Source organism: Pseudomonas sp. LBUM1641, assembly GCF_059716235.1.
Window position 1 is genome coordinate 5,811,795 of sequence record NZ_CP166815.1, and the last position, 21,296, is coordinate 5,833,090.

General features: G+C 61.0%; 16 protein-coding genes. 5 read left to right on the forward strand and 11 right to left on the reverse strand.

Features of this window, described 5'->3' with window-relative positions; translation table 11 throughout:
* The first annotated feature begins 110 nt into the window (after positions 1-110).
* Complete coding sequence (locus ACA046_RS26755) at positions 111-3,203, forward strand: transglycosylase domain-containing protein (RefSeq protein ID WP_497675293.1); 3,093 nt, start codon at positions 111-113, stop codon at positions 3,201-3,203.
* A 135-nt stretch (positions 3,204-3,338) separates the two neighbouring features.
* Positions 3,339-8,402: an NEL-type E3 ubiquitin ligase domain-containing protein gene (locus ACA046_RS26760; protein WP_497675294.1), complete on the forward strand. Its 5,064-nt coding sequence runs from the start codon at positions 3,339-3,341 to the stop codon at positions 8,400-8,402.
* Between the two features lie 22 nt (positions 8,403-8,424).
* On the opposite strand, the gene ACA046_RS26765 is transcribed toward ACA046_RS26760, so the two are convergent.
* From ACA046_RS26765 to ACA046_RS26805, 9 genes are read right to left on the reverse strand one after another with little or no spacing between them, the layout of a single operon-like run.
* Positions 8,425-9,396, reverse strand: a complete 972-nt coding sequence (locus tag ACA046_RS26765) for a fimbrial protein (protein WP_459023569.1) — start codon at positions 9,394-9,396, stop codon at positions 8,425-8,427.
* Between the two features lie 36 nt (positions 9,397-9,432).
* The gene (locus ACA046_RS26770) at positions 9,433-9,966 is read right to left on the reverse strand and encodes a fimbrial protein (protein ID WP_459023571.1); all 534 of its coding nucleotides are present in this window, start codon (positions 9,964-9,966) and stop codon (positions 9,433-9,435) included.
* 11 nt (positions 9,967-9,977) lie between these two features.
* On the reverse strand, positions 9,978-10,457 hold the full coding sequence (locus tag ACA046_RS26775) for a fimbrial protein (protein WP_497675295.1): 480 nt from the start codon (positions 10,455-10,457) through the stop codon (positions 9,978-9,980).
* Between the two features lie 26 nt (positions 10,458-10,483).
* Entirely contained in the window at positions 10,484-10,981 is a 498-nt protein-coding gene (locus ACA046_RS26780) for a fimbrial protein (protein WP_497675296.1), read from the reverse strand.
* Between the two features lie 10 nt (positions 10,982-10,991).
* The gene (locus tag ACA046_RS26785) at positions 10,992-11,573 is read right to left on the reverse strand and encodes a fimbrial protein (RefSeq protein ID WP_497675297.1); all 582 of its coding nucleotides are present in this window, start codon (positions 11,571-11,573) and stop codon (positions 10,992-10,994) included.
* A 21-nt stretch (positions 11,574-11,594) separates the two neighbouring features.
* Positions 11,595-12,347 carry a fimbria/pilus periplasmic chaperone gene (locus ACA046_RS26790; protein WP_497675298.1) on the reverse strand — a complete coding sequence of 251 codons (753 nt, stop codon included), beginning with the start codon at positions 12,345-12,347 and terminating at the stop codon, positions 11,595-11,597.
* Positions 12,344-14,956 carry an outer membrane usher protein gene (locus ACA046_RS26795; RefSeq protein WP_497675299.1) on the reverse strand — a complete coding sequence of 871 codons (2,613 nt, stop codon included), beginning with the start codon at positions 14,954-14,956 and terminating at the stop codon, positions 12,344-12,346. The genes ACA046_RS26790 and ACA046_RS26795 overlap by 4 nt, the downstream gene beginning before the upstream one ends.
* Before the next feature lie 16 nt (positions 14,957-14,972).
* A complete protein-coding gene (locus tag ACA046_RS26800; protein WP_497675300.1) occupies positions 14,973-15,533 on the reverse strand; it encodes a fimbrial protein in 561 nt (186 codons plus the stop codon).
* A gap of 51 nt (positions 15,534-15,584) precedes the next feature.
* Positions 15,585-16,106 (reverse strand): fimbrial protein, encoded by a 522-nt coding sequence (locus ACA046_RS26805; RefSeq protein WP_497677142.1) that lies wholly within the window; start codon positions 16,104-16,106, stop codon positions 15,585-15,587.
* Between the two features lie 540 nt (positions 16,107-16,646).
* Between ACA046_RS26805 and ACA046_RS26810 the strand changes: the two genes are divergently transcribed.
* Together ACA046_RS26810 and ACA046_RS26815 are read left to right on the forward strand one after the other, a co-directional pair.
* Positions 16,647-17,195 (forward strand): PadR family transcriptional regulator, encoded by a 549-nt coding sequence (locus tag ACA046_RS26810; protein ID WP_459023583.1) that lies wholly within the window; start codon positions 16,647-16,649, stop codon positions 17,193-17,195.
* Positions 17,192-17,941, forward strand: coding sequence for a siderophore-interacting protein (locus ACA046_RS26815; protein ID WP_459023585.1), 750 nt, complete (start codon positions 17,192-17,194; stop codon positions 17,939-17,941). Before ACA046_RS26810 ends, ACA046_RS26815 begins: the two co-directional genes overlap by 4 nt.
* Before the next feature lie 71 nt (positions 17,942-18,012).
* Here ACA046_RS26815 and ACA046_RS26820 read toward each other — a convergent pair whose 3' ends face one another.
* Together ACA046_RS26820 and ACA046_RS26825 are read right to left on the reverse strand one after the other, a co-directional pair.
* Positions 18,013-18,654 carry a Pr6Pr family membrane protein gene (locus ACA046_RS26820; protein ID WP_459023587.1) on the reverse strand — a complete coding sequence of 214 codons (642 nt, stop codon included), beginning with the start codon at positions 18,652-18,654 and terminating at the stop codon, positions 18,013-18,015.
* Position 18,655: 1 nt separating this feature from the next.
* Positions 18,656-18,892 carry a VF530 family protein gene (locus tag ACA046_RS26825; protein WP_003216406.1) on the reverse strand — a complete coding sequence of 79 codons (237 nt, stop codon included), beginning with the start codon at positions 18,890-18,892 and terminating at the stop codon, positions 18,656-18,658.
* Positions 18,893-19,153: 261 nt separating this feature from the next.
* Here ACA046_RS26825 and ACA046_RS26830 point away from each other — a divergent pair, with 261 nt between their 5' ends.
* Positions 19,154-21,172, forward strand: coding sequence for a TonB-dependent receptor (locus tag ACA046_RS26830; protein WP_497675301.1), 2,019 nt, complete (start codon positions 19,154-19,156; stop codon positions 21,170-21,172).
* The last annotated feature ends 124 nt before the right edge of the window (positions 21,173-21,296 follow it).

The window sequence follows — 21,296 nt, forward strand, 5'->3', positions numbered from 1 at the left end:
CCCCCCCTCACCACAAAAACAACCTCATACTCACAAATTCCTCGCACTCGCCCACCACCGTCTAAGCTTCAACCAAGTCCGATCAATCTGCGTAAATGGATCAATCGACTATGGGCGCTTTGTGGCAAAACGCTTCGACCAAGGCTGCGGTCTCCACCGATAGCCCGGATGAACAGCCATTGCCACAAAGCCCTCCCCGCCGCAGACGACTGTGGTGGCGGCTGTTCTGGCTGGTGCTATTGATCACCTTGATCGCCCTGGGCTTCGCGGCCATGCGGGAGATGCACACCTCAAGGTTGCAGGCCAAAACTTTCACCGACATTGCCTCAACCCTCACTTACCAAATGCATGCAGGCCCCAGCGATGCGCGGGTTTACCCAGGCGCCGGGCCCTTCGACAAGCGCCTTGGCTACAGCGCCCTCGGTGAGTTCCTGCCCCGCCTGATCAAGCGTGACTACCTGATCCAGGCTCAAGCGCGCTTTTCCCCCGACCTGATGGCCTACGCCCAGCGCGGCCTGTTCGTGCCCTACCCGGAAAAAATCCAGGCCGGCCTGACCATCACCGATTGCCGCGCCGCACCGCTGTATCAGTTCACGTATCCACAACAGTTCTACCCAAGCTTCGCGGCGATTCCTCCCGTGGTGATCAACAGCCTGCTGTTCATCGAAGACCGCGACCTGCTCGACCCGAAAAACCCCCAACTCAACCCGGCCGTAGATTGGCCGCGTTTTGCCAAGGCCGCCTGGTCCCAGGTGGCGAAGCTCTTGCACCTGCCCGGCCAGACCGCTGGCGGCAGTACCCTGGCAACTCAGCTGGAAAAATACCGCCACTCGCCCGACGGCCTGACCCTGTCCGGCGGCGAGAAAATCCGCCAGATGATTTCTGCCAGCGTGCGCGCGTATCAGGATGGCCCGCAAACCCTTGCCGCTCGCCAGGACATCGTGCGCGACTACCTCAACAGCGTGCCCCTGTCGGCGGTACCCGGCCATGGCGAAGTGCACGGCATGGCCGAAGGCTTGCGCGTGTGGTACGGCGCCGACTTCAACCAGACAAACGCGCTGCTCATCAGCACCGACCCCAAACAACTGCCGCAAAAGGGCCTGGCGTTGCGCGAGGTGCTGTCGCTGATGATCGCCCAGCGCCGCCCGTCTCACTATTTGTCCAAGGGCCACAAGGAACTGGCAGACCTCACCGACAGCCACATCCGCCTGCTCGCACAAAACAACGTGATCGACCCGGCGCTGGCCAGCGCTGCCCTCGCCAGCAAAGTCACCTACCGTGACTGGCAGCAACAACCGACAATCCAGCCGATCGAAACCAACAAGGGCATCAGCGTCGCCCGCACGCGCTTGGCCGCCCTGCTCAACCAGCCGCTGTACGACCTCGACCGACTCGATCTCTCTGCCACGAGCACCTTGCAAGCCGACCTGCAAAGCCAGGCCAGCACTTACCTCAAGCAGCTCGCCGACCCCGCCTTTGCCGCGCAGATCGGTCTGCTCGGGCCCACGCTGCTGACGCCCGCCAGCACCGCTCAGGTTCGCTACAGTTTCAACCTCTACGAGATGACACCCGACGGCGCCCGCGTGCGCGTGCAAACCGACAGCACCGACCAGCCATTCGACATCAATGAAGGCAGCAAGCTGGAACTGGGTTCAACCGCCAAGCTGCGGGTGATGACCACCTACCTGCAAATTGTCAGCGAACTGCATGATAAATACGGTGCGACGCCTGCCGCCGAGCTGCGCAAAGTCCCGGTCGACGACACAGATCGCATCACCCGCTGGGCCCTCGACTACCTGGCCCAGAACAGCGACCGCAACCTGCCGGCCATGCTCGACGCCGCCCTCAATCGCCAATACTCCGCCAACACCGGCGAAGGCTTTTTTACCGGCGGCGGCATGCACCACTTTCACAACTTCCGCAGCCAGGACAACGGTCGTAATCCCACGTTGATCGAAGCCCTGCGCGAGTCCATCAACCTGCCGTTCATTCGCCTGATGCGCGACCTGGTGCGTTACACGACCTACCAAGGCCCGAACAACAGCGCCGAGTTGCTAAAGGACGACAACGACCCGCGCCGCCAGGAATACCTGGCCCAGTTTGCTGACCGCGAGGGCACCACCTTCCTGCTCAAGTTCTGGAAAAAGTACCGCAACAAAGATACCCAGGCGCGCCTCGATACCTTCCTCGACAGCATGCACCCCACCGCCATTCGCCTGGCCGCCGTACACCGCTACCTGCTGCCCAACGCCAGCCAGGCGAGTTTCAACAGCTTCGTCCGTTCGCACTTGAGCAGCGTCAAAAGCACGGAAAAACTCACCGACGAGCGTCTCGAAAAGCTCTACCAGAATTACGGCCCCGGCGCCTACGACCTGCCTGACCAAGGCTATATCGCCAAGGTTCACCCGCTGGACCTGTGGCTGATGGGCTACCTGCTGAACAACCCCGACGCCACCTTCACCCAGGCCACCGCCGCCAGTGAACACGAGCGCCAGGAGGTTTACAGCTGGCTGTTCAAGAGCCGCCACAAGAGCGCCCGCGACAGCCGTATCCGCACCATGCTGGAGATCGAAGCGTTCCTCGATATCCACCAGCGCTGGCAAAAAGTCGGCTATCCCTTCGACCACATGGTGCCGTCGCTCGCCACCGCCATCGGCAGCTCCGGCGATCGCCCGGCAGCGCTGGCAGAGCTGGTGGGGATCATCCTCAATGATGGCGTGCGCCAACCCACCCTGCGCATCGACAGCCTGCGTTTTGCCGCCGACACACCGTACGAAACCCGCTTGGTCAATGACCCCAATCGCGGCAAACGCGTGATGCCTTCCGAGGTCGCGACAGCTCTCAAGGGCGCACTGTCCCAAGTGGTGGATGCGGGCACCGCACGACGCGTTTCCGGCAGTTTCAAACTGGCTGACGGCACGCCACTGGCCATGGGCGGCAAGACCGGTACCGGGGACAACCGCATCGAAGCCATCGGCGCCGGTGGGCGGATTCTCAGCTCCAAGGCGATCAACCGCACGGCGACCTTCGTGTTCTACATCGGCGAGCATCATTTCGGCACATTGACCGCCTTCGTGCCGGGCGCTTCGGCCCAGGGTTTCAAGTTCACTTCGGCGTTGCCGGTACAGGTACTCAAGGGCATGGCGCCGATTCTTACGCCCTATCTGCAACCGGGCAACAACAGCTTATGCAGCGTGCGCTGAAGGGGCTATCCATGCGCTTTTCACGTGCGGATTACTGAAGGATCCGCCGCCGTTTCCACCCACTTTTCAAACTTATCCGCAGCCGTGCCGGTGCATAGACTCAAGCCTTCTTTTTGAGCTCTACAGGTTGCCCCCATGGCCGATCTACCCGACCAGTCCCTGCACCACGCATTCATCCGGAACGCCTTGCCGAAGTGGTTGAAAACCACCTCGCCACACCGACTTGCCGCCCTGAGGGCCGTCGCCGGCCAAGGTATTCGCCCTTACCCTCATGCCAGCGCCAGCCAGCATCTGGCACTCAAGCCCGCCATTGCCGAACACTGGCAACAGCACAACGAACTGGAGAAAAGATTCCAGCCGTTGACCGACGTGTACAGCTTCGCCGAGCCACTGCTGAAAAATGCCCTGATGCCTTACGGCGACATCAACGTCAAAGCCACTTTCGTGCGCTTGTATGTGAACGCCAACGTCGGTTGGTGGGTGCATGATTTCAAGCAAGGCGTGCAAAGCAAGACCTTGTCGCTGTTGGACGCGGCACTGGCCAACTTCGCCGCCTCGGACACGTTCGTCGACCACGCCTTCCTGTCCGCCGAAGACCCGCTCGGCCAACGCGACGTGCTGACACTGCGCCATGGAACGACCGGCGCGGTACTGACCGCCGAGCAGTTCAAGCAGATCTGCCGCACGCTGGACCTGGGTGCTCGCTACCAGGCCAGCATCCGGCAGGCGTTGGGGTTCGATAACCCTGCGCTGACCCAGGCTCTGCGGCTGCAGGTGGCTGCCAGTCAGAAAGCGGCTCTTTTGACGGCAGCCCACCTGGCCCTGATCAACCGTGATATCGACACCGATGCCCACAGCGCCGTGCTCGACCTGATCGCCGATCGCACCGCGCTGCTGGAGGGCCTACCCCTTGAATGCCATTCCCTGAGCCTGATGAATACGGCATTGACCGGTATCCTGCTGCTGTTCGTCCCTCAGCGGGACCGGCCTGTCGGACAGGTCGTGGTGTACATCCCCGAAGACCCCGAACACCCCTTGAAGCAATACCCTTCGCCCGACGCCTTCCTCAGCCACCTCACCCAAAAGCTACGAGACAAACAGCGCTACCAGACCTTCTTCAGCCGGTTCATCGCTCACGCCGAGCGCGGTGCGTTTTTTACCGGCCTCGATACCCGCTTGAGCCATGTGCGCTGGCACCAAACTGCACACACCGACCCACGCCCCAGCTGGCGCGAAACCCCGATAAGCCAGTCCAACCTGCAATTCAGTGTGCAGGCCATCGGCGACGATCAGGTCAATCGCTCTGCGCTGGCGAGCGACAACGACCTGTGGAGTTACCAATACCGCACCCGGCTGAACAAGATCGGCAACGACGCACGCGACATCGCCGTACCCACCGCCACCGCCGACCGCCACGCGCGATGGGCCTGGTGGGACAACCTGGAGAACATGCTCTCGGACATCTTCAATGCCGCCTTGCTGGTGTTCACCCCGTTCGTGCCCCTGCTGGGTGAAGCGATGCTCGCCTATAGCCTTTACCAGATCACCGACGAGGTATTCGAAGGCATCGTCGACTGGGCGCAGGGCCGTGGGATCGAGGCTGCCGAGCAGGTGGTCGGAGTGGCTGACAGTGTGATTCAGCTCGCCCTGTTTGGGGCCGCCAGCCAATTGGGCAAACGCCTCAGCCCCTTCATCGAAGGGCTGCGCCGGGTGCAACGCGCCGATGGCAGCACGCGCCTGTGGCACCCGGACCTTGCGCCCTACGCCCTGAAAAACCTCGACTCGCCACCCGCCGCCACCGGCTTGCACAACCATCAAGGTAAGCAGTTGCTCGCACTGGACGGCGCGCATTTCGAGGTACAACACGACCCCGACACCGGCGACCATCGCATCACTCACCCGCAACGCCCCGACGCCTATCAACCCCAGGTGCGCTTCAACGGCGACGGCGCCTTTGTGCATGAGGCCGAACAGCCCCGCACCTGGGACAGCATCACCCTGATGCGCCGCCTGGGGCCCCGCTCGGAAGCGTTCAGTGACCTCGAACTGGAGCGCATCCGTCGGATCAGCGGCACCGACGAAGACGTGTTGCGCGGTGTCTACGTGCAGAACCGACCGACCCCACCGTTGCTCGACGCCACCTTCAATCGCCATGAGGCGCATCGAGCCGCCGTCGAAACCGTACAGACCCTGCGCAACGGCGCGCCTTTACCTCTAGACGCGACGTCTGCCTGGTTCGAGCAAACCATCACCGAACTGCCGGGCTGGCCCCAGGACAAGGCACTGCAAGTGTTCGTGCGCTCAGACCTGACAGGCGATGCGCGCAAATACGCCAACCCCGACGCCGCACCGGCCGATACCTTGTCCATCAGCTTGGCCGACGTGATGTCCGGCCGTTTGCCGGAACGTGTATTGGCCTTTCTCGATGAGGCCTCGATCACCCGCCTGCTGGGCCGCGAAATGCCCCATGCAGAACAAGCCCAGGCACTGCGTCATCAACTGGCGGACTATGTGGCCACGCAGACCGGCGACATCAGCGCCTACATTCATCAAATACGCGAGCAAACCACAGACCCGCGCGTGCGCCGGCTACGGGAGCACGTCGCGCCGCTGGACCTGCCCCTGGCACAAGCATTGGCAGAGCGAAACGCGTCGGACCTGATGCAGCTCCAGCAAGGCCGTGAATTGAGTCTTGCCCAGGACACCACCCACGCCTACGCCGGTTTTTTCTCTCCCTGGCCGGTGACCGAAGACACCGAGCGCCTGGTACTCAATACCCTCAAGCGACACAGTGATGGCTTTGGCCAGTTGCACCTGCAAATCCGCGATCAGACGCCCGGCGGTCCGTTGCGTTGTGAAGTCGGCCCTGCCGACGCTGACCGCCGTTGGTTATTGGTAAGGAACGGCCCTGCGCGCTACACCCTGCTCGATCAGGCGCACCAGCGCCTGCACGGCCCGGACAATCTCTACGAATGCCTGCTGCGGGCGCTGTCACACGATCAGCAAAGCCTGCTTGGCTTCCGGCCCGGCCAGGGTGCCGGGTTCAAACACTGGCTGATGGAAACCCTCGAGCCCCTCGCCGAGCGCCGCCTGGCCCTGGCCCAACCGCCCCAGCGCAGCATCGCCGACCGCGAGACCGTTACCTTGCTCGGCGGGCCGGCCTACAGCCGCATGCGCCGCTCGCACCAGGCCATGGCCAATGTCCACACTCGAGAGGTGCTGGAGCACCTGTTTCCAACGCTGGACGAGGTGCGTCGTGACCGCTTCATCGATGAAATCGGCCACGGCCAGATCAATGACATTCTTAACCGCTTGGTGATCGAGCGGCATGCCCTCCAATCAGAATTGGAACGCTGGAAACGAGCACCCAGCGCCTACCCCAAAAACAGCCTCATGGCCCGTGAAGAAAGAAGCCACAAACACATCATCAGCCAGAGGCTCTACCGCTGCTGGGAAGATCGGCTTGCCGAACACACTGATGACTGGGGCCGGGTACAAAACGGCGCCAGCCTGGACCTCGGCGGGCTGGAGCTACCCGGCGAATTGCCGCGCCTTCAGAGCGGGTTCGAACACGTGACGCGCCTGGACCTGGCGCACAGCGAACTGCGCGATCACCACGGGCAGTTCTTGCAAGCATTCCCGTCATTGCGCTCCCTGGACATCAGCAACAATCACCTCACCCAACTCCCGGAAGCCGTCAGCACCATGCGTTTCATGCGTCATCTGAACCTGGGGCAAAACCAGATCGGCTTGCTGTCCGGCGATCAAGTACGCCTGAAAAACCTGCGGCACCTGCGCAGCCTTAACCTGCACCACAACCCTTTGCAGGCCGTACCGGACTTGTCAAAAATGCCGCACTTGCAGCGGGTGTTCCTGGACCGTACACCGATCACAATCTGGCCACGTGGGCTGTTTGCCCACCCGCGCAGCGCCGAGTTTGTGCTGGACCTGAGCCGCACGCAGATCGACCACCTGCCGGAGTTTCCGCCCGGCAGCGACGAGGCCCTGACCATCGCCCGAACACGTCTGGACCGTAATACCCTGCGCAACGATCAGCGCCAGTTGTATGAGCAATACCGAATGGCTGCCGGGCTGGACCCCAACCGCGCGTATGAACCCAAAGGTGAGGCCGCCCCCTGGCTGGAGCTGATCGAGGAATCCCAACACCAGGCCCATCAGCAGCTTTGGGATGAGGTCGAGCACGAACATGGCTCCCAGGGCTTGTTCGAGATTATCAAGGCGCTGGAGCCCCCGGAGTTCATTCAAACCGCCGAGGACGATCAAGCTTATGCGGCCAACCAGTTGCAACTGAGCCAGCACGTGTGGCGCCTGCTGCGAGCCGTGCACGCCGACAGCGAGTTACGTGACAAGCTGTTTAAGATGTCGAGCTTCCCTGGGTTGTGTGCCGATGGCAGTGCGCAGATTTTCAATGACATGGGCATTCAAGTGCTGGCCAACGAAGCCCAACGCTACGCGCTGTCGGCCGCCGAGCGTGAAGGCAAGCTGGTCACCCTGGCCAAGGGCAGCGCGCGCCTGCGGCACTTGAACAAGGTGGCCGCGCAAGATATCGCGCACCGCCTGCTGCCGGTAGCCGAAGGCGGCCTCGGGCTACGCCCGCTCACGCAGCTACAAGATGGCCTGCCGGGTGAAGTCGACGACGTGGAAATCTACCTGGGCTACCAGACCCGCCTGGCATCACGCCTCGACTTGCCGTGGCTGGCCGACCACATGCTGTACCGCACCACCGGTGACGTGCGCCCGGCACAGATCGAGCAGGCGTACACCACAGTGCTCGAACTGGGTGAAGGCGATGGCCTGGTCAACCAGATGCTGCTGGAACCGTACTGGGAGCAGTATCTGCACGACCACCACTCGCAGGCGATGGAGGCTAATGCCAGGCACTTCGACGAGCAGTGCGCACGCCTTGATGAATTGCAGGAAGCCCAGGCGCGGTGGGCCCAGGCCCATGACTTGCCGCCTGACCAGAAAGAGCCATTGAGGGTCACTTTGCAGGGCCTCGCCGACGCCATGGATGTACCGGCCGAGCAGGTGTTTACCGGGCAAAACATGACTGACGAAGCCTACAACCTGTTGCTCAATGAACTGGGCTACCGCGAAAAAGAATGGATGCGCAGGTTAACGCGTGAGGCACTGGAGCGGCACGGCGAGCAACGCAACCGTGTCCCGTTCGAAGCCTGATACCGCCCCTGATGTGTGTGTGTCATGGCACACCCATCACCAGTACGCCGCTGCCGTTCAACGGCCCCTCGACAGGCAGGGACCCTGCTTGCTTGACCAGGGCGAACGTCACAAGGTCGCTTCCGGAGCTGTTGGTGATACGAGTCAGGAACGAGTTATTGACTCTAACCGCAGCCCCTCCACGAACAAGGGCTGTGCCCACGTTCGGATTGCTCATCACCAGTGCGTTGGGGTTGAACGAGGAAGGCGTGCCCTTGTAGGTAATGGTGATCGGCGTGGTAATCCCCGGGTCCGGGCACCGGTAGGTCAGCGTGTGATCTTTACGAACAGTGGTGGACAGGGGGTCCGTGCCTATCGCCCTCTGATGCACGTTGCCGAAGTCGATATTGATCGGCTGGTTATTGTTGATCGTGCACGACGATGGGGAAATGATGAAGTCGTTGTTGGCGATGTACGTGAGCTGCAGGCTCGTGGAGCCGCTATCGTAATTGTTGGTCTGGTCGAGACGTAACACGCCGAGGGTGTCACCTATTCGAATGTCGATAGGGTTGGTCGGGTTGTTGCGGATCAAGATATAAGGAATGACATCGATCGGGATCGGAGTCGTATTGTTAGGCATGGTCGCAATCCGGATACCCGCCGGGATAGGCGTGTCGCGGTACGTGCCGTTTGTGCGCAAACCGGTCGTCTGGTTGACAAACTTCGGACCAGGCGACCAGGCCGGGCCGATCCTCGTCCCGGTGGCCCAGTAATCCTGCCGTCCATCCGGGGTATAACTGTCGGGTTCGAAGCGGCATTCGATCCTCACCCCGGACAGGAGAATACGCGGCTCATTCACCTCCAGTCGCACATTCACCGGAACCTGCAGGTTCAGCGTCCCGCCAATGCTCACCCGTTGCCAATTGCCGCCATTGACCCGGCAATCGGCAGCTTTCACGGTCGTCGTGACGCCAGCCAGCGCAAGCAGCACAACGGCTCCAAATAGTCGTTTCATGTTGTTCTCTTTCATCCCATGCATAACGGTTTACCGTTACGGATAATCCAGCGTAAACGTCGAAGTCACACGGTAGCTGCCGTGCCCGATGGTCTTGTCCCGCAGGGCATCCGGCTCACCCTGCACATAGGCCTTGAGCAGGATGACGTTGTTGCCGGGGCTCAATTTCTGTTCGTCGCCGACCTTGTTCACCGGCACTGGCTTGTCGCTCAGCGTCTCCAAACCCAGCCCGATACCAGAGGCACCGCTGCCGCCGTCCAGCGCGAACAAACCGGGCAGCGCGCGGTTTTCCGCACCGTTGAACAGGATGGTCACCGAGTCGCTGATGGTGGTATTGCAATCATCCAGGTGCAGGGTGAAACGTTTGCCCACTGAGCGTGTGTTGATGTAGAGGTGCGTGCTGGTCAGGTCCCACAGCTCCAGGGTGATGGCTTCATCGCCCGGGCGGATGGTGCAGGCCTGTTCCACCAGGTTGCCCTTGAACCTCAGGTTGTCCACCGCATGCGCCGTGGCCGCCAGGCCGAAGGTCAGTAGCAGGGCCAGCCCCTTATGAATCATTGCGTGTCGCATACACTCGACTCCTACTGGTATTCAGCCAACAGCGTGGCCACCGCCGTGAACCCTTGGGCCTTCAGGACCGAACCCGGCCGCTTGACCGGTACCACTTCCAATGTCGGCGGTGCCGCCAGGCTGATGTCCAGCGGCATGTTGAGGCTAAACGGCGCGTTGTTCTGATACAGCCGAATGCCCAGGTCAGGCGCAGTGGTCTGCAGGGCCGCGTTATCAAAGGTTGTCTCTGCGCCCTTGACGCTCAGCTTCAACAACCACGGCAGCGTGGAGGCGCCGCAGCGGATGGTGTAGCCGACGGCCCTGCGGTACTTCACGCCATCGATACGCTTGGTGCCGACATCCCCGAAATCGACTTCAATCGTGCTGCCCGAATCAATCGTGCAGGGCGGCGGCTCGTTCAGCGTTCCGTTGAACGTCAGGTTGGCCGACGCACCACTGCAAAAGCCGATGGAACACAAGGCGAGCAACGCTCGCTGCGGCCAACTTGTCATTGATCATTCCTCATTATTAGGGCTCGTCATTGGTACTCGATCACCAGCGTGGCGGCAGTCGCAAAGGCCCCTCCGGTCAACGTGCTGCCCGCGCGTTTCACCGGCACCGCCTGCACGGCTGGAAAGGTGGGATGGGTAAACCTCAACGGCGTATTCAGCGGCCAGTCCGCCCCATTGGCGAAGAGTTTTATCCCCAGGTCGGTCTTGGGGGTCGAGAGCACTTTGTTATCAAACCCGGCCGCCGCGCCCTTGAGTTCCAGGGTCATCGCGTTGCTGTAAACGGGGGGACTGCAGGTGACGGTATACGGCACGTCCCGTCGATAATTCACGCCATCGATCCGCGACGTCAGCAGGTCATTGCCGAACGGCACATTCAGCGTTCCCCCGCTGTTGATCACGCATGGCGGCGGCGCGATGATCACCGCGCGGATCGTCAGGTTGGTATCGGCCTGCACGCCCTGGCTGACCACCCACAGCAGTCCCGCACCGATAAAAATGGCCCTCGGGCCTGTTAACCTGGTCATTGTTCTGCCCTTACTCATAATTGAGCCTGAAATCCACCACGGCCCGGAATGCACCGCTGGTCAAGGGTGCCGGGGTGCGCGTGGGCTGGACGTTCCAGGTCTGCGTGTTGCGGCCCAAGGGCAAGAACAACGGCTCCCCCCTTGAACCCAGCTGTACATCGCGCCCCTGGGAATCGGTCAGGCGCAAGCCCATCCCGGTGATGCCTTGCACCTTGACCAGCCGTGGATCATCGGCATCGGCCGGCGCAATGAACGCTACCGACAGCACCGGTTGATAGGCGCTCCATGTCAGGTTTCCCGTGCGCTCACTGACGATGCGGCCGGCGGAGCGCCGACAATCCTCGAACAGCAGTTGAAAGGCCACGGAGGTCGCCTGGTCACCCGGCCGTTGCAACTGGCTGGCCGATACCGGGCCCAAGTCAATCGTCTGGTGCAGGGATGCCATCTCCAGGCTGCAGGGGGTTTCGTGCATGGACCCGAGAATGTTGAGCATCCCGACCATGCCCTCCACATCCTCGTCATCCGCGGCGTGCGCCGGCCCCATCAGGGCCAGCAACAGACCGCCCAAGACCTTCACTGTGTGCAACTTCATGACGTTCTCCGGCAGCAGGCACTACTGATTGGCCACAGACAGTTGCGTGTTCACCTTGCACGTCTCGCCACTGCAGGTGAACGCCAGCAGCGGACGGCCACCGTAATCATTCACGTAGGACAAATAAGGGGTGGTACCGAGCTCTTTGGCAGTCGGCCCCAGGGCCTGCGTGCCTTTGGGCGCGACCATCACCGGCTCGAAGCCCGGCAGGGTCTTGCCGTCCTTGCTGCTGCGCGCATCCACCAGGGTCACGTAGTAAGGCGTGGGGTTATTCACCAGGTAGTGATCGCCTTGCCGGGTAAGGGTCAGCTTTTCCTGCCACGGGTTGGACAGGTCCTGCTGGGTGGGGGTAATTGCCTGCGGCCGGTAAAACAATTTGATCCGGGTTTGCAGCGCAATTTGCAGGGTGTTGGCCTTGTCGCTGCGCGGCGGAATTTCCCGCAGGTTGAAGTAGTAGACCGTCTCTCGGTCCTGCGGCAGCGACTTGACCGCAGGTAATGCCTGCACTTTCACCTGGCTTTGCTTGCCTGGTTCCAGGCGTTGAACCGGCGGTAGCACGATCAAGGGTGTGGTGATCTTTTTGCCCTCTTCGTCCTCGATCCAGCCCTGGGCCAGATACGGCAACTGGGTGTTGTTGTTAGTGATGTTCACGGCAGTGGCTTCTTTGCCACCATCAAAAATCACTCGGGTACGGTCCAGGCCGACAGCGGCGTTGGCGCTCTGGCTCAAGACCACCAGCAGCAGTGCGTAGGTAAAACGTATGTTGTGTTTCATGAGGATGGGTTCTCCATAGTGTTTCGCTGGCCGGTCAGGGTGGCTGGCTCGGGTGAGGCTTGATCGACGGCTACCATCTGGCAGCGCAGTTGCAGGGCATCGGTGAACGCATCCGTTGGCAACTCGACAGGCAGCGTCAGGACGCAACGCTCGGTGCCGCCCCAACTGACGACCATCTGCTCGCCGGCCTGGATGCCGCTCAGGTAGACATCCCCGCCGTCATTCACCACCCCGGTGTCCTGCTGCTTGCGGTTTTTCACTGTGGCGCCGAAGGGCGGCGCACTGCCATCCGGCAGACGAAGAACTGCCATGGCCTTCTGGCCGGAAATCACTTCCAGCGATCGGTAGCCAATGGCCCCTTCGGTGAGGGTCAGTTGCGTCACGGATTGAGTGGCCTCGACATCGCTGGGCAATTTCTCCAGGTCAACACTGGCCGCCGTACGCTGGTAGCTGGTGATGTCGGAGATGACCGCCTTGCCGAACGCGTTGCTGCGGGTCGGCGTGCCGTAACCCCGCACGGGCACATCGGGCACACCGGCGGTATCGACCATCAGGCGGGTTCCGCCGGTACTGGTGGTTCGATGCAGTGCCCCACCGTAAGGCGTGAGCGTGCCGCCGCCACGCACGGATGCACTGAGGGTGCGGTTATTGCCTTGTTGCGTCGTGGCGCTGAGGTCGATGTCGGCCTGGTCACCAATATGGCTCAGGTAGCCGCTGGCCGAGGTGTCGCTGGCACTGACCTGGTAGCTGTTACGTTCATCCAGGCGATCGGCGTAGCGTGTGGTAAAGCTGTTCTTGCCGCCGGCCCTGTTGGCATCCATCGACAGGGTGCCGGTGGGGCCCAACGGCAAGCTGACCGTCAGCGCTGCTCCGTTATCCTTATATTGGTATTCATGGGTGCGATATAAATTCAGCGACAGGCTCATGTTCCTGACAGAGCCCACGTTGAAGTAACGAGACGCCGAGAGGTTCCAGCGCTGGGTGTCCGGCCGGTTCCAGTACGTTTGTTTGTTGTAGCTGGCGTAAACGGTGGTGCTCAGGTCGCGGAACTGTTTGTTCACCGTCACCGTATAAAGCGCCTTGTTACCGCCAAGGGGTTTCCAGTGTTCAATGAAGTTACCGTCTTCATCGAATACGCCGCGCCCGCCCAGCTCACCGTTCAACCCGTAGTGCCGACCATCCAGGTATTGGCTCATGCTCAAGTAGTTCTTCTCGGAGAACCGGTAACCGGCAAAGGTGACCTGGCTGTCGTACTCTTCAAAGTTCTTGGAATATTGAAGGCGGTAGGATTTTCCCGAGAGTGTCTGGTTCCACAGGCTGGCGCGAGACTGGGTGACGTCCAGGGAAACGGCCCCGAACGCCAGCAAATCCCGACCCGCACCCACCGACAGCGCACGGTAGTTGTTATCCATTATCGCACCACCCAAAAGCGACCAGCCATTGCTGATCCCCCAGGAAAACTCGCCGGTGCCGAAAAAGTCACCGTGGGAGTGGTACTGCAGGTTGGACGGTCGCCCGGCGGACAGCTTGTAACGAACCTGCCCGGGACGCGTCAGGTAGGGAACACCTGCCGTATCGAGCTGGAATTTCTGCACCGAACCGTCCTGCTCTTCGACCCGCACATCCAGCGTGCCGGACACGGCGTCGTTAAGGTCCTGGATACGAAAAGGGCCTGCCGCGACCAGCGTTTCATAGAGCACACGCCCCTGCTGGCTGATGACAACCTTGGCATTGGTCTTGGCCACCCCGACCACTTCCGGTGCATAGCCCCGCAGGTTGGGCGGCAGCTGGCTTTCGTCTGACTTGAGCCCGGCACCGGTAAAGCGGAAGCTGTCGAACAGGTCCGAATACAGGTAGTCCTCGCCCAACACCAGGCGTGCCTTCAGCGCAGGAATGGCGCGATACGCGTAATAGCAGCTCCATTCCAGTTTTTGCCGACTGGCCTGGGCCTCACGGTCTTTCTCGACACGCCCTTGCCAATCCGCCCGCAGGCGCCAGGCCCCGGCATTGGCCCCGAGTGTGCCGTTACCGCTGAGGTCATTGCGCGTACCGTCACCTTTGCGGTAGCTGGATTGCGCCGTCATGTTGTAGTCGACCAGCAGCCCGGGCACCCCCTCATCCCAACGTGACGGCGGGTCCCAGTTGATGGCGCTGTATTCCAGGTAGGCCTGGGGAAGGTTGATGTCCAGGGTGGAAGTGCCCAGGTCGGCACTGACCTCCATGCCGGGCAAGCCCGTGATATCCAGGCACTGCCCGCCTTTCCACCACTTGAGCTGATCAGCGCCGGACGCCTTGAGGCCCAGTTGCTCCACGAGCTCGCGCGATAAGCAAGGCACACTACCTTTGGGATCATCATCGGGGTGAAAGAACGCCACCGATTGTTCAGATATAGGCTGGGTATTGAGTTGGACCACCATCGAGTAGGTGCCAGGCAAGATAAACCCACTGCGTGCAAACTGAGACAGGTCAATATTGGAGCGATCAATCAGATCAAGAACGTCAGTATTAAACTCAATATCCCCGGCGCCCATTGCAGTTCCAGCCAGTGATATCAACCCGCCAAAAAGGCTGGGGCGCAGCGTATTCATGACTTTCGACGTATTCAACATACACGCAACTCAATCTTCAGAAGTATTCCAACTTGAACCGCACTGCCGCGCGGTGAGCCCCTGCCAACAGCGGCACTCCGTTGCCCACCAGGCGGAGCCTGTAATGAAGTGTCATGTCGCCATCAACCAACGGCAGCAGCGCCATCGGCACTCCCGGCACACTCGCCTGGCCAGTTGCGTCCTCAATATGGAAAGCAACCCCCTGTGAGGCACCAAAGGCCGCAAAGGAGCGCCCGCCCATATCGCTGGGCCCGTCGAACGTCACGCGAAGATGCTCCCAGTCCGGCAGTGTTTCGCCGGGGCGCAACGGGTCGGGACGGGTCACCGTGCAGTTGACCAGCCGCAGCTGGAACGGCTGCATTTGCCCCGCGCCCTCTCGCAACAGGCGGCCGATGGGTTCGGGAGGCATGTCGATGGTCTGATCGGCAGTGACCGCTTCCAGCCCGCAGGCCGAGTCGATGATCTCGCCTGCCAGTGTGACGAGCCCATCGCCTTGCACACGCGTCTGCGCGGCATCACAAGGGCTGATGAACAGCGTCAATGAAGAGGCAATAGCGAGACTTATGAATGTTTTCACCTTGATCTCCCGCCAGTTTTCCCCCGCCACCGGAAGTGGCGGGGGAAACACTTACTGATAAGCCAAGGTGAAGTTGGTGACCGCGCTGAAATCACCAGGAACGATGTCGCCTGTCGCCTGGCCTTGTACGTAGGCGCCAAACTGCAGGGTGTTATTACCGGCAACAATGACCTGCGGAGTGGTTGGCACGCCCAGCTCAATCGCTTTGCCACCGTGGGTCATCATGATGCCGATGCCGCCCGCGCTACCGACCGTGCCGATGCCGCCAGGCACAACGCTGGACGGCGCACCGGTGAAGGTGGTGGTCACGGTGTTATCGGTGAGGCCAGACAGGTCGCAACCTTCAAGTTCGATAGCCACGGGGCGGGCGGTAGACTTGCCGCCGGATTGCAACTGATGCTTTGCGATAGCGCCCAGTGCAATTGACTGATCCACAGACTCAGGCTTGATAGAGCAAGCACCCGAATGGACCGAACCCGTAAATGTAATCGTCCCGTCCGCCGCATTAGCAACAGAGATCGAACCCGCCAACAGGCCGACAGTCAACAGCGCAGCTTTTACTTTAGTCTTCATTTGCAGATGCTCACATATATTAAAAATCAAAACGAAATCCTGGCTTAGTTGCGCACAGGACTTATTAACCAAGCGCCAGAACAGTTTCCTGAAGCAGTGGAAATCGGATGCTTTCCAATTACTTGTATTGCAATTCAGGAGTTCGTTCGAGGCCGGGCAATTATCCATTTCGATTTTGAATATGAAAGCCGGTCGATTCGCTTATTCACGTAGCCTTGTCACACCACGACAGATAGGAAAATTATGGCCATTTGCCAAAACTTTTGAAATAACCGTAAGAAGCAGACTACATCGATTTAATGAGAATGATTTAGTGCAGGACAAGTCCGTAAGAATAGGATTACTTATTATAAAAAACAACAGCAATTACTGGGGCACGCCAACTAACAAGTTGGCGAATATGTCGTGAGGGTCAGTGCGCTGATCAGCCTGTTTTCGAGTCCCGTTTCACACGACGCGAGATGACCGTTCGTCTGCCGGGGTTGCGGTGACAATAAGATATATCTTACGTTGTATCTAAACCAGACGAGAGTACCTGAAATGAGAGACCATCATTCTCACCGCGAACCCGGTGACAGCCGCGACGGCTTCGAAAAACGCCCTGGCCGCGAACGCGGTGGCCGAGGCCCACGGGTCTTCGCCCCCGGCGACCTAAAACTGCTGCTGCCGGCGCTGATCGCCGAACAGCCGTGCCACGGCTATGACCTGATCCGGCGGATCGAAGCCCTGTTCGACGGCGCCTACACCCCAAGCCCCGGCGTGATCTACCCCACGCTGACCTTTCTCGAAGAAAGCGAATTGATTGCCGGCGATGCCGAAGATGGAAAAAAACGCTACACAATCACCGACGCCGGTCGTCTCTTCTTAAGCGAACAAGCAGTTGCCCTCGAAGGCATTCGCCTGCGCATGGATGTGAGCAAACGTTCGCTGCGCGGCCAGGACCGTCCGCCAGAAATCCACGAGGCGGTGCATAACCTGCGCCATGCCTTGCATTCGCACCACGGGCGCTGGAGCCCGGAAGAAATCGTTCGTGTCGCGGCGCTGCTCAACAGCACCGCCCAAGCCATTGCCGACGGGAAAGCTCAATGAATACCCAAGCCATTCACCGCGTGACCCACGAAATCAAACGCCGCCGCCTCGAAGTTCTGCGCGTGGTCGACATCACCCCGCGCATGCGCCGCATCACCTTGGGCGGGCCGGAACTGGCGGGCTTTATCAGCCTGGGCAGTGACGACCACATCAAGCTGCTGTTCCCGCAGAACGCCGCCGAACAAGCCGCGCTGGACAGCCCCGACTTCAACCTGCGCGGCGATGGCCCACAACCCGCCATGCGCGACTACACCCCACGTCGGTACGACCTGGCCATTGGCGAGCTGGACATCGACTTCGTGCTGCACGGCGATGGCCCTGCCTCCACCTGGGCCGAGCAGGCCAAGGTCGGCCAGCACCTGCACATCGGCGGGCCGCGTGGCTCGATGATCGTGCCGGATATCTTCGACAGCTACCTGTTGATCGGCGATGAAACCGCGATCCCGGCCATCGCCCGGCGCCTGGACGAATTGCCGGCGGGGCGCAAGGTGTTGGCGGTGATCGTGATCGACAATGCGGCAGAGCGGCAACCGCTGCACAGCGCTGCCGAGGTAGAAGTGATCTGGGTGGTGCGCGGCCAGGGTGACTTGCTCGAGACGGTGCAGAACCTCACGCTACCGGGCGGTTCGTTGTACAGCTTCGTCGCTACCGAGAGCAAACTGTCGCGCCAGGTGCGGCGGGTGCTGCTGGACACGCACAACGTCAATGAGGCGTTCCTCAAGGCAGTCGGTTACTGGCAACAGTGATCCCTGTAGGAGCGAGCTTGCTCGCGAAGAACCTGAGAACGCCGCGTTAAACCAGACACGCTGCGTTATCGTTAACGTCCTTCGCGAGCAACCTCGGCCCTACCGATTTTATCCAGCCCCACCACCACCAAAGCAACCAGCACAAACCCCGCCAGGATTCCGCCGGCATTGATGAACACCTGTGGATAACCGAGGGTGTCCACGTCGATGAACGGGTACTGATACAACCCCCACACATACCCGCGCAACAACACATAAGCGAAGTACACCAATGGGTAAATCACCCACAGCCCGATGTGTTTGAGCCGCAGGCTGCCCTTGGGTACGCACCACCACCAATACGCGACAAACACCAACGGCATCACGTCGTGCAGCAGCTCGTCCGCCACAAACTGCAACCCCGCAGGCTGCCACATGTGCCGCAGCAACAGGCTGTAGGCGAGGCTGACCACGACAATGCTCACGGCGATCCCGCTGCTGACCACGGGCCTGAGGAAAAATCGGCTCGCGGAAGATGGCCGTTGCACCCACGCATGGGTCAACACCACCGCCACCAGGGTGTTGGTGAGCACGGTGAAGAAGCTGAAGAAATTCACCAGGCCCGGCAACAGGCTCGCGCCATCGACCCAGCGGTAGTAGAAAATGATGTACTGCTGCAGCGCCAGGCCAACCCAGCCGCCGAGGGCTGCCAGGCCGATAAGGTGACGTTTCACCTCAGTCCTCGACCGGCCGCTTGGTGCGCATCAACTTCACGTACAAGCCCTCGACCTTCTCCCGCGCCCACGGCGTCTTGCGCAGGAACGACAGGCTCGACTTGATGCTCGGGTCACTGGAAAAACAGCGGATATTGATGCGCTCGGCCAGGCCTTCCCATTGGTAATGCGCCACCAGCGCGGTGAGGACCTGTTCCAGGGTGACGCCGTGCAGTGGGTCTTTGTTTGTCGCGGTCATGCCGGGCCTATTGTGCAAAAAGAAGAAAACGAAGCCGCGCACCTTAGCGGACGGGCCGTGCGGGTGGAAGCGTTGCCTTCACTATAGGCCACTGTTCGATCGTTCCCACCCTCTGCGTGGGAGTGATCGAGCGGGGTTTGGGAAAGTTCCCCTTGGCAGAGAAAAAAGTGATGTTATATTGTAACTATAACTATCAAAGGGTATCGAATCCCTTACCGTTTTCAGCCTTCTCTTTTTTTGCCGTTTGCCAAGGAACGACCGATGTCCCTCTCTTCTCTCTGGCGCCTCTCCCCGCTGGCCGCCGCCCTGTTGATCAGCTCCCAGGCCAACGCCCTGGAGCTGCAACCCCAAGTCATCACCGGCAACCCGTTGGGCAGCGAAACCCTCGCCTCGCCCACCACCGTGCTCGAAGGCGATGACCTGACCCTGCAACAAAAAGGCAGCCTGGGTGAAACCCTGAACAAGCAGCCCGGCGTGTCGTCGTCGTACTTCGGCCCGGGGGCCAGCCGGCCGATCATTCGTGGCCAGGATGGTGACCGTATTCGCGTCCTGCGCAATGGTGTGGGCGCACTGGATGCCTCGTCGCTGTCCTATGACCACGCGGTGCCGCTGGACCCGGTCAACATCGACCGCGTCGAAATCGTGCGCGGCCCGGCCGCCCTGCTTTACGGCGGCAGCGCCATCGGCGGCGTGGTGAACACCTTCGACAACCGCATCCCCACCGAAGCCATCGAAGGCATTCACGGGGCCGGTGAATTGCGCTACGGCGGCGCCGACACCACCCGCAGCAGCGCCGGCAAACTGGAAGCCGGCAACGGCACTTTCGCCTTGCACCTGGACGCCAGCGCGCGGGAATTCAACGACCTGAAAATCCCCGGTTTTGCCCGCAGCCGTCATGCACCGCCAAGCGAAGACGGTGAAGGCAAGAACGGTCGCCTCGGCAACAGCGACGGACGCCAGGACGGTGGTGCAGTCGGCGGTTCCTACACGTGGGACGACGGCTACGCCGGGCTGTCCTACAGCAACTACGACAGCAACTACGGCTCCCCGGCCGAGCAGGACGTGCGCATCCGCATGAAGCAGGATCACTACGCCTTTGCGTCCGAGATCCGCAACCTGCAAGGCCCGTTCACCTCGGTGAAACTCGACGCCGGTTATACCGACTACAAGCACATGGAGATCGAAGGCGGCGAGACCGGCACCACCTTCAAGAACAAGGGCTACGAAGCGCGAGTTGAAGCGCGACACCTGCCGATCGGGCCATTCAACGGCGTGGTGGGCGCACAGGTCAGCCGCAACGAATTCTCGGCGCTGGGTGAAGAAGCCTTCGTCCCGCAAACCGACACCAATGCCGGCGCGCTGTTTATCCTCGAAGAAATGCAGGCCACCGAACGCCTCAAGCTGAGCCTCGGCGGGCGTCTGGAACACACTAACGTCGACCCGGACGGCAAAGGCAACGCGCGCTTTGCCAATGCCAACAAGTCCGCCGACTTCACCGCCGGCAGCCTGTCGTCCGGCGCGGTATACACCCTGACCCCGATCTGGTCGCTGGCCGCCACCTTGGGCTACACCGAACGCGCCCCGACGTTCTACGAGCTGTATGCCAATGGCGCCCACGTTGCCACCGGCACCTACGAACTGGGCGACGCCAACCTGTCGAAAGAAAAAGCGGTGTCCAGCGACCTGGCGCTGCGCTTTGACAACGGCACCCACAAGGGCAGCTTTGGCGTGTTCTACAGCCACTTCTCCAACTACATCGGCCTGCTGGGCAGCGGTCGAACCTTGAATGACGAAGGCGAGGAAGATGCCGGCGGCATTCCGGAGTACAAATACTCCGGCGTACGCGCGCGTTTCGCGGGCTTTGAAGCCCAGGATCACATCAAGCTGGGGGAAGGTGCCTACGGCAAGTTCGCGTTGGAACTGTCCGGCGACTACACCCGCGCGACCAACCTGGACACGGGTGAAGCCTTGCCAAGGATTGCGCCGTTGCGTTTGAACAGCGGTTTGTTGTGGGAACTGGACCGCTGGCAGGCGCGGATCGATGTCGAGCACGCGGCGGGCCAGGGGCGTGTGCCGGATAACGAAAGCGGCACCGACGGCTACACCACCTTGGGCGCCAGTGCCGGCTACCGCTTCAATGTCGGCGGCAGCCAGTGGCTGGCGTTTGTTAACGGTGAGAACCTGACAAACCAGACCGTGCGTTACGCCAGCTCGATCCTGCGGGACATCGCACCGGCGCCGGGGCGAAGTGTGCAGGTGGGCTTGCGCACCACTTTCTAACTGACTGCACTCGGTTAAAACTGTGGGAGCGGGCTTGCTGGCGAAAGCGGAGTGTCAGTCAATACATGTGTGACTGACCCACCGTCTTTGCGAGCAAGCCCGCTCCCGCATTTACTGTGCCCAC

Bases quoted from the DNA above. Each gene is read 5' to 3' on its own strand.
- ACA046_RS26755 (WP_497675293.1), top strand. From the start codon at position 111: ATGGGCGCTTTGTGGCAAAACGCTTCGACCAAGGCTGCGGTCTCCACC.
- ACA046_RS26760 (WP_497675294.1), top strand. From the start codon at position 3,339: ATGGCCGATCTACCCGACCAGTCCCTGCACCACGCATTCATCCGGAAC.
- ACA046_RS26765 (WP_459023569.1), bottom strand. From the start codon at position 9,396: ATGAAACGACTATTTGGAGCCGTTGTGCTGCTTGCGCTGGCTGGCGTC.
- ACA046_RS26770 (WP_459023571.1), bottom strand. From the start codon at position 9,966: ATGCGACACGCAATGATTCATAAGGGGCTGGCCCTGCTACTGACCTTC.
- ACA046_RS26775 (WP_497675295.1), bottom strand. From the start codon at position 10,457: ATGACAAGTTGGCCGCAGCGAGCGTTGCTCGCCTTGTGTTCCATCGGC.
- ACA046_RS26780 (WP_497675296.1), bottom strand. From the start codon at position 10,981: ATGACCAGGTTAACAGGCCCGAGGGCCATTTTTATCGGTGCGGGACTG.
- ACA046_RS26785 (WP_497675297.1), bottom strand. From the start codon at position 11,573: ATGAAGTTGCACACAGTGAAGGTCTTGGGCGGTCTGTTGCTGGCCCTG.
- ACA046_RS26790 (WP_497675298.1), bottom strand. From the start codon at position 12,347: ATGAAACACAACATACGTTTTACCTACGCACTGCTGCTGGTGGTCTTG.
- ACA046_RS26795 (WP_497675299.1), bottom strand. From the start codon at position 14,956: ATGTTGAATACGTCGAAAGTCATGAATACGCTGCGCCCCAGCCTTTTT.
- ACA046_RS26805 (WP_497677142.1), bottom strand. From the start codon at position 16,106: ATGAAGACTAAAGTAAAAGCTGCGCTGTTGACTGTCGGCCTGTTGGCG.
- ACA046_RS26810 (WP_459023583.1), top strand. From the start codon at position 16,647: ATGAGAGACCATCATTCTCACCGCGAACCCGGTGACAGCCGCGACGGC.
- ACA046_RS26815 (WP_459023585.1), top strand. From the start codon at position 17,192: ATGAATACCCAAGCCATTCACCGCGTGACCCACGAAATCAAACGCCGC.
- ACA046_RS26825 (WP_003216406.1), bottom strand. From the start codon at position 18,892: ATGACCGCGACAAACAAAGACCCACTGCACGGCGTCACCCTGGAACAG.
- ACA046_RS26830 (WP_497675301.1), top strand. From the start codon at position 19,154: ATGTCCCTCTCTTCTCTCTGGCGCCTCTCCCCGCTGGCCGCCGCCCTG.